Consider the following 12,904-nt stretch of genomic DNA (forward strand, 5'->3'; position numbering starts at 1 on the left):
CTCGCCCTTCGCCCGCCTCCGCCGTGCCGCTGACCGGCCACGACGACCGGCTACGACGTGCCCCCGAGCCTCCGATCGTAGCTTGCAGTGTCCACGCAATGGTCCGACCAAGCACTTCTTCCACCCTCTTCGGTCCTCTTCCGCCCTCTTCCGTCCGGCGCCCTGGACAGGCCCGCGGGCCGTGTCTAGCGTGTGCCTGCGACCAAGGCATGGTCTGACCAAAGACGTCATGTGAGGGTGGCCATGTACGAGCCCGATCTCACCCCCGTCGGTGACAGCCTCGGGCTGTCCTCCCTCCTCGCCGCGCTGCCGCTGGCCACGCTGTTCGTGCTGCTGGGCGGCCTGCGCGTGAAGGCGCACCTGGCCGGGCTGCTCGCGCTGGCCGTGGCGCTGGCGGTCGCCGTCGCCGGGTACGGCATGCCGGTGGACCTCGCCCTGCTGTCGGCCACGGAGGGGGCGGCGTTCGGGCTGTTCCCCATCATGTGGATCGTGGTGGCCGCGATCTGGGTCTACCAACTGACCGTCACCAGCGGCCGGTTCGAGGACCTGCGCCGGGCGTTCGCCCTGATCAGCGCCGACCCCCGGGTGCAGGCGGTGATCATCGCGTTCTGCTTCGGCGGCCTGCTGGAGGCGCTGGCCGGGTTCGGCGCCCCCGTGGCGATCACCGGCGTGATGCTGATGGCGCTGGGCTTCGCCCCCGTACGCGCCGCGATCACCGTGCTCGTCGCGAACACCGCACCCGTCGCCTTCGGCGCCATCGCCACCCCGATCATCACGGCGGGCAGCCTGACGGGCATCCCGTACGAGGACATCGGCGCGTACGTCGGCCGCCAGACCCCGCTGCTCGCCCTCTTCGTACCGCTGCTGCTCGTCGTGCTCGTCGACGGCGCGCGCGGGGTGCGCGAGGCGTGGCCCGCGGCGCTGGTGTGTGGCGTCGTCTTCGGCTGCGCGCAGTTCCTCAGCTCGAACCACGTCTCGGTGGAGCTGACCGACATCATCGCGTCGCTGGCGGCGCTCGGCGCGCTGGTCGCCTTCCTGCGCGTGTGGCAGCCGCCGGGTACGGAGGAGGCGCGGGCCCGGCTGGCGGAGACGGCGCGGCGGGAGGGCGGCGGCCGTACGGCCGCCGAGGGCCCGGGTCCTTCGCAGGCCCCGGAAGCGGGCGAGGGCGCCAGCTCCGACGCGGAGGGCACCGGCGTACGGACGGGGACGCGCGCCGGGGACCGTACGCGCATCCCGATGGCCTTCCTCCCCTACCTCGTCGTCATCGCCGTCTTCTCCGTCGCCAAACTGTGGGACCCCGCCAAGGAGTTCCTCGCCGACAGCGACCTCGACATCGCCTGGCCCGGCCTCGACGGCCATGTCCTCACCAGTACCGGCGACGTCTCCACCGCCACCGTCTACGTCCTCCCCTGGCTCTCCTCCCCGGGCACGCTGCTGCTCCTGTGCGGGGTGGCGGTCGCCGCCGCGTACCGGGTGCCCCCGGCCACGGCCGTACGGGAGTTCGCCGCCACCCTCGCCAGGCTGCGGCTGCCGCTGCTGACGGTCGCCGCCGTCCTCGCGCTCGCGTACGTCATGAACCTGTCCGGGCAGACGCTCACCATCGGCCGGTGGATCGCCGGTACGGGCGCGGCGTTCGCGTTCCTGTCGCCCGTGCTGGGCTGGCTGGGCACCGCCGTCACCGGCTCCGACACCTCCGCCAACGCCCTGTTCGCCACGCTCCAGCAGGCCGCCGCCGAGAAGGCGGGCCTCGACCCGACGCTGCTCGTGGCCGCCAACACCTCCGGCGGCGTCGTGGGCAAGATGATCAGCCCGCAGAACCTCACCATCGCCGCCACGGCCGTCGGCATGGTGGGGCGGGAGGCGGAGCTGTTCCGTGGTGCCATCAGGTGGAGCCTGCTCCTGCTGCTGTGCATGTGCGTGCTCGTGTACCTCCAGTCCGGCGCCCTGGCCGGGATGCTGCCGTGAGGCCCGTACCGACGACGACCGCCCTACCGCCCTACCGCCGTGACGTCCCCGACCCCCGTCAGCCGTACGACTCCCGCCCCCGCATCCCGTCCCCGCCTCACCACCACCCACCGCCGCCCGTACGGAGGGCCCATGCGCGTCGCGCTGTTCGTCACCTGCTTCAACGACACGCTCTTCCCCGCCACGGGCCGGGCCGTCGTGACCCTCCTCGAACGGCTCGGCTGCCGGGTCGACTTCCCGCCCGACCAGACCTGCTGCGGGCAGATGCACGTCAACACCGGCTACGGGGGCGACTGCCTGCCGCTGGTACGCCGCTTCACCGACGTCTTCGCGGGCTACGACGCCGTCGTCAGCCCGTCCGGCTCGTGCGCCGCGCTGGTGCGCGACCACCACGCCCGGATCGCGGAGGCGGCCGGGGGCCCGCGGCTGGCGGCGGCCGTACGGGAGCGGACGCCGGTGTACGAACTGTCCGAGTTCCTCGTCGACGTCCTCGGCGTCGAGGACGTCGGCGCGTTCTTCCCGCACCGCGTCACGTACCACCCCACCTGCCACTCGCTGCGCATGCTGCACGTCGGTGACAAGCCGCTCCGGCTGCTGCGCGCGGTGCGCGGCATCGACCTGGTGGAGCTGCCCGCCGCCGAGCAGTGCTGCGGTTTCGGCGGCACGTTCGCGCTGAAGAACGCCGACACGTCGCTGGCGATGTGCGCCGACAAGGTACGGCACGTGCGCGACACCGGCGCCGAAGTGCTGTGCGCGGGCGACAACTCCTGCCTGACGCACCTCGGCGGCATGCTGTCCCGGCTGCTTACGGGCGTCCGTACGCTCCACCTGGCCGAGATCCTCGCCGCCACCGAGGAGTCCCCACCGGCACCGGCACCGCCCCCGCGGTCCGGCCGACGCGTGTCCGCGCGCGGGAAGGCGGGGCGCGCGTGAGCGGCGACGGCGGCGGCACGGGGCGTACGGGCGGGCCGGGGCGTACGGGCGGGGGCGCGGGTGCGAACGGGGGCGCGCGTACGGGAAGCGGCGCGGGCGGCCCGACCGACCTCGGCATGCCCGCCTTCCCCGAGGCCGCCCGCGCCGCCCTCGCGGACGGCCAGCTGCGCCGCAACCTCGCCCACGCCACCGGCACCATCCGCGCCAAACGGGCCGCCGTGGTGGGCGAGGTCGACGACTGGGAGGAGCTGCGCGCGGCGGGCCGCGCCCTCAAGGACCGCACCCTCCGGCACCTCGACCACCACCTCCTGCTCCTGGAGCAGCGCGTCACGGCGGCGGGCGGCCAGGTCCACTGGGCGCGCGACGCGGCGGAGGCGGGCCGTACGGTCACCCGGCTCGTACGGGAGACCGGCGCCCGCGAGGTGGTCAAGGTCAAGTCCATGGCCACGCAGGAGATCGGCCTCAACGAGACCCTCGCCGCCGCCGGGATCGCCGCGTACGAGACGGACCTCGCGGAACTGATCGTGCAGCTCGGCGACGACCGGCCGTCGCACATCCTCGTCCCGGCCATCCACCGCAACCGCGCCGAGATCCGCGACATCTTCGCCCGCGAGATGGGCGCGTACGGCACCCCCGCGCCCGACGACCTGACCGACGACCCGCGGCGGCTGGCGGAGGCGGCGCGGCTGCATCTGCGGGAGAAGTTCCTGCGGCCGAAGGTGGGGATCTCGGGGGCGAACTTCCTGGTGGCGGAGACCGGTACGGCCGTCGTCGTCGAGTCCGAGGGCAACGGGCGGATGTGCCTGAGCCTGCCCGAGACGCTGATCTCCGTCGTCGGCGTCGAGAAGGTCGTACCCCGCTGGCAGGACCTGGAGGTCTACCTCCAGCTGCTGCCGCGCTCGTCCACCGGCGAGCGCATGAACCCGTACACCTCCACCTGGACCGGCACCACCGACGGCGACGGCCCGCGCGCCTTCCACCTGGTGCTGCTCGACGCCGGGCGCACCGACACCCTCGCCGACACCGTCGGGCGCCAGGCGCTGCACTGCATCCGCTGCTCCGCCTGCCTCAACGTCTGCCCGGTGTACGAACGCGTCGGCGGCCACGCGTACGGCTCCGTCTACCCGGGGCCGATCGGCGCGATCCTCAGCCCCCAACTGCGGGGTACGGGCTCGGCGGTGGACCGTTCGCTGCCGTTCGCCTCGACGCTGTGCGGGGCGTGTTACGAGGTGTGCCCGGTGAAGATCGACATCCCGGAGGTGCTGGTGCATCTGCGGACGCGGGTGGTGGAGGAGGCGCGCGGCGCGGGGTCCGCCGGTGCCGGGGTTTCGGGCGCGGGCCGGTGGCCGGGGCGGGGCGGGCGGCGTCGGCTGCCGAGACCAGAACGGGTGGCGATGGCCGCCGCCCGCTGGGTGCTGTCCGACCCCGCGCGGCTGGCCGCGGCCCAGCGCACCGGCTCGTTCGCCGGGCGGCTGCTGGGCCGCGACGGGCGGGTGGGCCGGTTGCCGGGGCCGCTGGGCGCGTGGAGCGACGCTCGGGACGCGCCGGTTCCGGCGCCGGAGAGCTTCCGCGCGTGGTGGGCGAGGACGCGCGGGTGAGCGGCGGGGAGCGGGAGCCGGGGGTGCCTGAAGTGCCTGAGGTGGCGAACGGGTCGGGGAGCGCGGGCCGTTCAGGCCCGGCGGGTGCGGTGACGTCTGGGAGGTCGACTGTGACGGGTGCGTCGGATGTGGCAGGCACGTCGGGTGTGGCGGGCAGGCCCGGGGGCGTGGACGACGGCGGGGCGCGCGCCGAGATCCTGCGCCGCGTACGCCGCGCACTCGCGGACGTACCGGCCGCCGAGCGGCCCGAGGACGTCCCCGTCCCCCGCGCCTACGCGCGGGCGGGCAGCGGCCCGGCGGCCGGATCGCCCGAGGTGGTACGGCTGTTCGCGGACCGCGTGGCCGACTACCGCGCCGCCGTACGCGTCGTGCCCGCCGCCGACGTCGCCTCCGCCGTCAGCGCCGCGCTGGCGGCGCGCGGCGCGGAACGCGTGGTCGTCCCGCACGGCTTCCCCACCGAGTGGCTGGACGGCCGCCGCCCGGCCGACGAGCCGCCCGGGTCCGGGCCGACGGTGCTCCGCGACGACCCGCCGCTGTCCCTCGCCGCGCTCGACCGCGTGGACGGCGTCGTCACCACCGTCGCCGCCGCCATCGCCGTGACCGGCACCTTCGTGCTCGACGGCGGCGCGGGCCAGGGCCGCCGCGCGCTCACGCTCGTACCCGACTACCACCTGTGCCTCGTACCGGCCGCGCGCGTCGTCGCGTCCGTCCCCGAGGCGCTGACCCTGCTGGACCCGGCGCGGCCGCTGACGTTCGTGTCCGGCCCGTCCGCGACGAGCGACATCGAACTCGACCGGATCGAGGGCGTCCACGGGCCCCGCACCCTGGAGGTGCTGGTGGTGACGTGACGGCGCGCACCCGTACGCCGTACGCCCGCGCGCCGCCGCACCCCGCGCGCGTACGCCCGCTGCCGTACGCCCTCCCCGTACGCGTCAGGCGTGCGCGCCGACCCGCACCGGACCCACCGTCAGCCGTACGGTCCCCTCCAGCACGTCGCCCAACCGGCGGGCTTCCTCGTCGAGTTCGCCGCGCTGCGCCGCCGACAGGGGCGCCAGCGGTTCGACGGCCAGCCGCACCGTCCGCCCGGAACGCCGCTGGTGCCACACCCCCGCGACCGCGCCGTCGATCAGCAGCACCGGGAAGTTTCCCGCCTGGCCCCCGGCGAGCGCCCGCTCGTACGCGCGCCCCGGGAAGACCCGGTCGCGCGGGTGGCAGCCCACGGCGTACGCGTCGAAGTACGGCAGCAGCCGCAGCCCCCGCGGCGGCTCGGCGGGCAGCGCGGTGTCCCCGGCGACGACCCAGGCCGGTTCGCCCGCCAGGTCGACGGGCTCGATCTCGCCGCGCGCGGCGAGCGTACGGAACAGCCGGTCCGCCCAGCCCCGCGGCGCCGCCGCCCAGCGCGCGAAGTGCGGCGGGGAGGCGGGCCCGTACGCGTACAGCCAGCGGCGTACGAGCGCGGCGAGCGCCGTGTCGCCGTCCGCCGGGGTGAAGCCGGGCAGCCAGCGCTGCGGACTGGTGTAGGTGACGCGGCGGCCGCGGACGGGGCCGAAGCAGAGCGCGCCGCGCTGTGCGGCGATCGCGGTGGCGCTGCGCCACCGCGGCCACTTGTCCTGGAACGCCTCCATCACCCGTTCCCCGGCCCACGCCCCGACCCGTTCGACGACGGCGTCGGTCAGCTCGTCCACCGTCATCTCGGCGTCCGCGAGGGCGTCACCCACGGCCGCCACCACCTCGTCGGTCCGCGCCCGGTCGAGGTGGTCGGTCCCCGCGCCGCCGCCACGGGCGGTCGCGGCCCGCTGCGCGGTGAGCGCGCCGGTCCACAGCGGCAGTTCGCGGGTGGGGAGGAGATGGACGGTGCCGCGCGGGCCGTACGTCTTCACCAGCGTGCGGTCGGCCCACAGCGCCCGCCGGACGTCCGTACGGGTGGTGCCGGGCAGGCGCAGGGCGAGCGAGACCTCGGCGGCGGACAGCACCTGGGCATGGGCGCCGCACAGGGCGGACGCGACGCGGGCGAGGGCGGCGGAGGGGGTGGTGGGGGTATCTGGGGTTGTGGGGGTTGCTGGGGCGTCAGCGGTTGCCGGGACCGTGGGAGCCGCTGGGGGCTCTGCGGCCTGGGTGAGGGAGTGCCGTTCCAGGCGCCGGGCGACGGCGGCGGGCCACGGGACGTGCGCGACGGGTGTGGCGGAAGGGGCGGGCTGGACGCTCACGGGCGGGGCTCCTCGGGTGTGTCGGGGCTGACGCGCGGCCGGCGCGCGGCCAGACCGTAGGAGCGAACGGGGTCAGCTCCCGTCCTCAACTCCCGCCCCCACCGCGGCCCTTCTCCCCTCCGGCCTGTGGATAACTCCGTCACCCGCCGCCGACTAACCTCCTTGAAGGAGGTTAGTCGGCGCACGAAAGCCGTTAACCGCGCTTCTCGCTGGGTAGACTGCCTGCGCCCGAAGCCGCGACCACGTATCGCGGCTTCGGGACCAACCCCCTCCCCGCCACGCGCCGCCCGCCGTCGCTCCCCGCCCGGTTCAGCGCAGGACGTGCAGCGTGGCCCCGCCGCTCCAGGCTTCCAGCAGCCGCCGGTGCACGGCCGTGACCCCGTGCCGTACGGCCAGGTCCAAGGCGGCGGACGTGAAGGTGGCCGCCGTGACGAACAGCGCGACGTCGGCCTCGTACTCGTCCTTCGCCATGCCGACGAACCGGCGCACGTCCTCGCTCTCCACCTTCCGGTACGGCGCGATGTGCCCGCACCGCACCACGAGGGTGCGGCCGTCCGCCGCCCGCCCCAGCAGATCGGTCGAGCCCGCACCGCCGAGGCGGGGACCGTGACCGTCGCCGTCACCGGGGTCGCGGGCGTCGCAGCCGGTGACGCCGACGCAACCGTCGCGGCGGCAGAGCCCGGCGACGTGGTCCTCGAACTCGCGCGGTGTCATCGCGTCCACGGCCGTCATACCGTTCGCGGGCATCCGAGCCCGGAGCGCCCGGTCGATCCGGGCCAGTTCGCGGCGGATCTCCGACATCTCCCGCCGCTGCTCGCCGTCGGCCCGGACCGCGTGGTTGAGGAGCGGGACGACGGTCTGCGCGAGGACGGCGCGCACCGAGTCCTCCGCGACGCGGGCCATCCGCGTGTCGTACTGCGCGAGCTGCTCCGCCACCGACCGTTCGATGCGCTCGTCGAGCCACTCGACGAGGTTGTGGACAACCGAGTTTTCCACAGGCCGGGAGCCCTGTGGAAAACGGTGGCGGGCCTCGGCGTCGAGCAGGTAGTGACGGACCTGAGCTGCGACGACGCTGTCCCGCAGCAGCATCGCGACGTTCAGCACGGTGCGCCGGGTGAACAGCGCGAGGTGGCGGCCTGCGTGCTTGTCCACAGAACTAAGCTCCTTGAAGGAGCCTAGTTCTGTACCTGTCAGAACTCGGTAGCCGTTGCCCTCCAGCTCGGCCCGGTGGTCGTGGATCAGGGACTTGATCGTCTTGAGGCCCACCTCGAAGTAGTGGGCGACCATCGACGTCGTCACGTGCGTACCGTCCGACAGCAGCGACAGCGCCTTCACCTTGTCGAGCGCTTCCGTACGGTCCGCGATGCTCGCCCGCATCGTCGGCGACTCCAGCAGCACGCCTTCGTGCACCATGCGACCCACTCCCTCCCGGGCTCCCCGCCCGGAGCCGGACGGTGCCCCCACGACCCCGCCCCTCGCCGGGGCCAACGAAGTGGGCGGTATGAAGACACGAGCGACGTACGAGCATTCTTCCGACAGTCGCCCGCCGTGGAGCGCGGTCCCCGGAAGGCGTCCGGGAAGCTCCCCGTGCAGGTCGCAGGTCGCCCAGCGAGGTCCCGCAGGCGAGGTCCCGGAGGGGCCCAGGAGCTTTACAGCGCCATCTTGAACCCGAGGTGTGAGGCCTCGAAGCCGAGCCGCTCGTAGAAGCGGTGGGCGTCGACGCGCGTCACGTCGGAGGTGAGCTGGACCAGCGAACAGCCCTGGCGGCGCGACTCCTCGACGGCCCACTCGACGAGTCGCGTGCCCAGGCCCGTACCGCGGGCGTCGGCGTGGACGCGTACCGCCTCGATGAGCGAGCGCGTCGCGCCCTGCCGGGAGAGGCCGGGGATGATCGTCAGGTGCAGCGTGCCGACGGTGCGGACGGCGGCGTCGTCCCCGTCGGGGTCGGCGGGCAGCTCGGCGACCATGAGGTGCTGGTGCGGGTCGCCGTCGATACGGGTGAACGCGCGCTCGTACGGGCCCAGTTCGTCGGGGGTCTCACGCCGCGCGCCGAGAGCGTCGTCCGCGAGCATGGCGACGATGTCCGGGATGTCGGCGGCGGTGGCGCGCCGCAGCACGAGGTCCCGGGCCGGGCCCGGTGCCGCCGGTGTGCGGGCACGCGTGCGGTCAGGTGGTGCGGAGGCCGCGCCCCGCGCTGGTGAGGTGCTCATGCGCGCAGGCTACGCCGGGGCCGGACAGGCCCGGCGTGCGCCGTCGTGGCGGTACGGCGGCGGCGGTACGGGCGGCGGGCCGCGGGTGTACCGGTGCGCCTCCGCGCCGCGGGCTCTCGTGCGGCACCGCGTACTCCGCGCCGCCGCCCTACGACGTCGGTTCGAGCGCCCGTACGGCGGCCACGAGCGGCGCCAACTCCGGCCGCTGCGCCGCCGCGTCGAGCGCTTCGCGGAGAGCCGCCTCGTTCGTGGGGCGGGCCCGCTCCAGCAGGGCGAGACCGTCCGGGGTGACGTTCGTGTAGATGCCGCGGCGGTCGTCGGGGCACAGGTAGCGCGCGAGGAGCCCGCGGTCCTCCAGGCGGCTGACGAGCCGGGTGGTGGCGCTCTGGCTGAGGACCACGGCGTCCGCCAGCTGGTTCATGCGGAAGTGGCCGCCTACGCCGTCGTGCTGGGTGCTGAGCACGTCGATGACGGAGAACTCGCGGACGCTCAGCTCGTGTTCGCCCTGGAGCGCGCGCTCCAGGTACGTCTCGATGCGGCTGTGCAGCGTCGAGAGCGCGCACCAGCCCTGCGCGGGTACGGGGTCCGGTCTGCTCATGCGTCGCGCCCTCCTCCGGCCCGCCCTCGGGCCGTACGCCTCGGTCGCGGCCCCGTACCGGGGGCGCTTCCGTGGCCGTCGTGTCCGTCTCCGCTGTCGCTGTCGCTGTCGTGCTCGTGCTCGTGCTCGTCGCCATCGTGCCGTTCTCCTCCAGGATAGGCCACGCGCGCAATAGTCGGCGCTTGCATATAAGTGCGTGTGCAATTATTGTGGACGCTCGTAAGGTGCTGGCGCAAGCGGTTGGAGCGGGCGTCGGTGTTCGGAGCGATCGACCGGAGGGTCTTCCATGCCGCTCGCACTCCTCGCGCTGGCCGTCGGCGCGTTCGGGATCGGCACCACCGAGTTCGTGATCATGGGTCTGCTGCCGGACGTGGCAGCGGATTTCGGCGTCTCGATCCCCACCGCGGGCCATCTGGCCACGGGCTACGCCCTGGGTGTCGTCGTGGGCGCCCCGATGCTCGCGGTCCTGGGCGCGCGGACCGGCCGCAAACGCATGCTGATGCTGCTCATGGGCCTGTTCATCGTGGGGAACGCGGTGTCCGCCGCCGCTCCCGCCTTCGGCGTGCTGCTCACGGGTCGGGTGATCGCCTCGCTCGCGCACGGCGCGTTCTTCGGCATCGGTTCGATCGTCGCCGCCGGGCTGGTCGCGCCGGAGAAGAAGGCGGGGGCGATCGCGATGATGTTCACGGGGCTCACCACGGCCAACGTGCTGGGGGTGCCCCTCGGCACGCTGCTGGGACAGGAGTACGGCTGGCGGGCCACGTTCGCCGCCGTGACCGGGCTGGGCGTGCTCGGACTGGCCGGGGTGGCCGCCCTGGTGCCGCACGACGTGGGCGGCGACGGGCCGGAGAAGCGGCGCACCGACCGTACGGCAGGGCCCGGACGTGCGGGGATACGCGGCGAGTTGGCCGCCTTCCGCAACGTCCAGGTGCTGCTCGCCATGGCGATGACCGTGCTCGGTTTCGGCGGCGTCTTCGCCGCGATCACGTACATCGCACCGATGATGACCGGCGCCGCGGGATACGCGGAGGGATCGGTGACCTGGCTGCTCGTGCTGTTCGGACTGGGCATGGTCGCGGGGAACCTGGTGGGCGGCCGCCTCGCGGACCGCGCGCTGATGCCCCTGCTCTACGGGGCGCTGGCCTCGCTCGCGGTCGTCCTGGCGCTGTTCACGCTCACCGCGCACGACAAGGTGGCCGCCGCGATCACGCTGCCGCTGATCGGCGCGTTCGGCTTCGCCACGGTGCCGCCCCTCCAGAAGCGGGTCCTCGACCAGACGGCGGACGCGCCCACGCTGGCCTCCGCGGTCAACATCGGCGCCTTCAACCTCGGCAACGCGCTGGCCGCCTGGCTCGGCGGGCTGGTGCTGGGAGCCGGGTTCGGTCAGACGTCACCGAACGGCGTGGGCGCTCTGCTCGCCACCTCCGCGCTGGGATTGGCCGCCCTCGCGGCGGCCCTGGAGCGCCGGTCCGCCCCGGCGGTGCCCGCCTCCGGGCGGACGGCGGAGGGCCCGGCGGGAGAAGCGCGGACCGGGGCCCGGATAGGGAGCCCGGCGGGGGAAAGCCGTTCGCGGGTGCGGGCCGGTGTGCGAGCGGCCGTACGCCCCGAGGCGGGCGGCGGTGCGGAAGAGGGGGCGGCCGCAGGGCCGGTCGGGAGCGCCGCGTCGGACGCGGACGCCGGGACGGGGCGCATACCCTCCGCCGGGGAGGTCGCGCCCACGGGCCGTGGGCGGTGACGGTCCACCGCGTCCGGCGGTCGCCGCCCCTGCCCGCCCCGGCGGCCCCCCCCGGCGGCCCCGGCGGGAGATGTCCAGCGGGCGGGCAGGGCAGGGGCTCAGCCGAGGGCGACCGAGTAGGGCGCGAAGCGGCGACTGATGTCGCCGGGGATGTCGGCGGCCGTGTGCACCATCAGCGTGCAGCGGAAGTCGCCGCTCAAGCCCCCTGCCCGGAGCCAGCGTTCCCACTCGGGGTGGCGCGCGTCGACGTCGAAGCGCACCCGGTCGCGGGCGTCCACCGCCAGCTCCGTGACCAGGGCCTGGGCCGTGGCGAGGTCCTCGGCGACGACGGGGCCGAAGACGTCGGTCGGCCCGTTCGGCCAGCGCGCGGCGAATCCGGTGAGGGCACCCGCCGGGTCCTCCGCCACCACGAAACGGTCGGAGAACGCCGGGAGGCGGGTGAGGAGTTCGGTCCGGTCGGTGCCGAAGACCTCGGCGTCGAGAGCGAGTACGGCACGCAGGTCGGTGGCGGAGGCAGGGCGTACGGAGGTCCGGGCCGCCGCGCCCGTCGCCTCGTACGGGGGCGGGGAGAAGGGGCCGGTGAGCATGGTGGTCGTGCCGACCGGACGGAAGCCCATCCGCTCGTAGAGCGGCCGCCCGTTCTCGGTGGCCTGGAGGAACAGCGCGGCGGTGCCGGAGGAGTCGAGCGCGTGCCGCATCAGGTGGCGACCGATGCCGCGCCGTGCGTGGCGTCGGGCGACGAGGACCATGCTGACGCAGGCGTACGCGTCGGCGTAGGTCGTGAGGACGTACGCGGCGATCAGCTCGCCGGGGCGGTCCGGGGCGTCGATGCCGTAGCCCTGTCCGGCGGTCAGCAGCAGTCGCCACTTGTGCTCCTCGCGCGACCAACCGCGGTCCTCACCGAGGGCGAGGCACGCGGTCAGGTCGTCCGGGGTGAGCTTGCGGGGAGGAGGGAGCGTGGCCAGGAGCGGAGAGGAGAGAGGGTCTGCCGTCACGACCGGTCAGGCTGCCCGATCGGTGGCCTCCGCGGCCACCGCTTTTCCCCCGGCGGAGGGCGCCACCGAGGCGTCAGCCCTCGCGCCGGCCGTGGCGCCGGTCGCGCCACCGGCCTCGCGGGCGGCCTGTTCCGCCGCCTTCCGGCGCTGCCCGTACCGGGTCAGTCCCCACGGCTTGAGCACGGAGATCGCGGTGATGAAGACGTACGAGGCCAGCGAGACGGACGGTCCGAAGAGGAGCTGTGCGCCGTCGACCTGCTCGCCCGCGCCGACCTGCGCGGCGGCGTGGTCGAGATCGGTGCGCAGCACGATCAGCGAGGCCGCCGCGAGACCCAGGGTCATCAGGAACTTGACCCAGACCCAGCGGTGCCGGGCCAGACCCCAGTGCGTGCCGAGGGAGAGGACGACGCCGCTGACGAGCGTGAGCAGCGCCACGGGCGGGAGCAGCCAGTCCCCGAAGGTCCTCATCGCGCGGTACGCCATCTCGTCGGTGGCCGCCGAGCCACCGGCCGCGCCCGCGACGGCGAGAGTGAGGAGGCACAGGGTGAGCCCGAGCCAGCCGACGGAGACGATGACATGGACGACCAGTACGGCTCTGCGTGCGGGGCGGGGAAGCCCGGAGCGCCGGTTGTCGCGGCGCCGTCCCCGAGGTGGGTTCGTCAT

The 12,904-nt window shown here is 74.5% G+C and carries 11 protein-coding genes; 5 read left to right on the forward strand and 6 right to left on the reverse strand.

Annotation, left to right across the window (positions count from 1 at the left end; genetic code table 11):
• Nucleotides 1–243 precede the first annotated feature (243 nt).
• From D7M15_RS14545 to D7M15_RS14560, 4 genes are all read left to right on the forward strand, one after another.
• On the forward strand, nt 244–1,965 hold the full coding sequence (locus tag D7M15_RS14545) for an L-lactate permease (RefSeq protein WP_121517905.1): 1,722 nt from the start codon (nt 244–246) through the stop codon (nt 1,963–1,965).
• Nucleotides 1,966–2,097: 132 nt separating this feature from the next.
• A complete protein-coding gene (locus D7M15_RS14550) occupies nt 2,098–2,898 on the forward strand; it encodes a (Fe-S)-binding protein (RefSeq protein WP_121517906.1) in 801 nt (266 codons plus the stop codon).
• A 116-nt stretch (nt 2,899–3,014) separates the two neighbouring features.
• Nucleotides 3,015–4,496 carry a lactate utilization protein B gene (locus D7M15_RS14555; protein WP_121520785.1) on the forward strand — a complete coding sequence of 494 codons (1,482 nt, stop codon included), beginning with the start codon at nt 3,015–3,017 and terminating at the stop codon, nt 4,494–4,496.
• A gap of 128 nt (nt 4,497–4,624) precedes the next feature.
• The gene (locus tag D7M15_RS14560; RefSeq protein ID WP_346428806.1) at nt 4,625–5,344 is read left to right on the forward strand and encodes an LUD domain-containing protein; all 720 of its coding nucleotides are present in this window, start codon (nt 4,625–4,627) and stop codon (nt 5,342–5,344) included.
• Nucleotides 5,345–5,428: 84 nt separating this feature from the next.
• Here the strand turns inward: D7M15_RS14560 and D7M15_RS14565 are convergent, their stop codons facing one another.
• From D7M15_RS14565 to D7M15_RS14580, 4 genes are all read right to left on the reverse strand, one after another.
• Entirely contained in the window at nt 5,429–6,703 is a 1,275-nt protein-coding gene (locus tag D7M15_RS14565) for a winged helix DNA-binding domain-containing protein (RefSeq protein ID WP_240649310.1), read from the reverse strand.
• A gap of 309 nt (nt 6,704–7,012) precedes the next feature.
• A complete protein-coding gene (locus D7M15_RS14570) occupies nt 7,013–8,116 on the reverse strand; it encodes a restriction endonuclease (RefSeq protein ID WP_121517908.1) in 1,104 nt (367 codons plus the stop codon).
• A 236-nt stretch (nt 8,117–8,352) separates the two neighbouring features.
• Complete coding sequence (locus D7M15_RS14575; protein WP_240649652.1) at nt 8,353–8,775, reverse strand: GNAT family N-acetyltransferase; 423 nt, start codon at nt 8,773–8,775, stop codon at nt 8,353–8,355.
• A 286-nt stretch (nt 8,776–9,061) separates the two neighbouring features.
• The gene (locus D7M15_RS14580) at nt 9,062–9,511 is read right to left on the reverse strand and encodes a MarR family transcriptional regulator (protein WP_121517910.1); all 450 of its coding nucleotides are present in this window, start codon (nt 9,509–9,511) and stop codon (nt 9,062–9,064) included.
• Nucleotides 9,512–9,797: 286 nt separating this feature from the next.
• On the opposite strand from D7M15_RS14580, the gene D7M15_RS14585 reads away from it, so the two are divergent.
• Entirely contained in the window at nt 9,798–11,246 is a 1,449-nt protein-coding gene (locus tag D7M15_RS14585) for an MFS transporter (RefSeq protein ID WP_121517911.1), read from the forward strand.
• 98 nt (nt 11,247–11,344) lie between these two features.
• On the opposite strand, the gene D7M15_RS14590 is transcribed toward D7M15_RS14585, so the two are convergent.
• Nucleotides 11,345–12,241, reverse strand: a complete 897-nt coding sequence (locus tag D7M15_RS14590; protein WP_121517912.1) for a GNAT family N-acetyltransferase — start codon at nt 12,239–12,241, stop codon at nt 11,345–11,347.
• Between the two features lie 6 nt (nt 12,242–12,247).
• The gene (locus D7M15_RS14595; protein WP_240649311.1) at nt 12,248–12,904 is read right to left on the reverse strand and encodes a DUF2269 domain-containing protein; all 657 of its coding nucleotides are present in this window, start codon (nt 12,902–12,904) and stop codon (nt 12,248–12,250) included.

It is taken from the genome of Streptomyces sp. Z26 (genome assembly GCF_003665095.1).
Lineage (GTDB): Bacteria > Actinomycetota > Actinomycetes > Streptomycetales > Streptomycetaceae > Streptomyces > Streptomyces phytohabitans.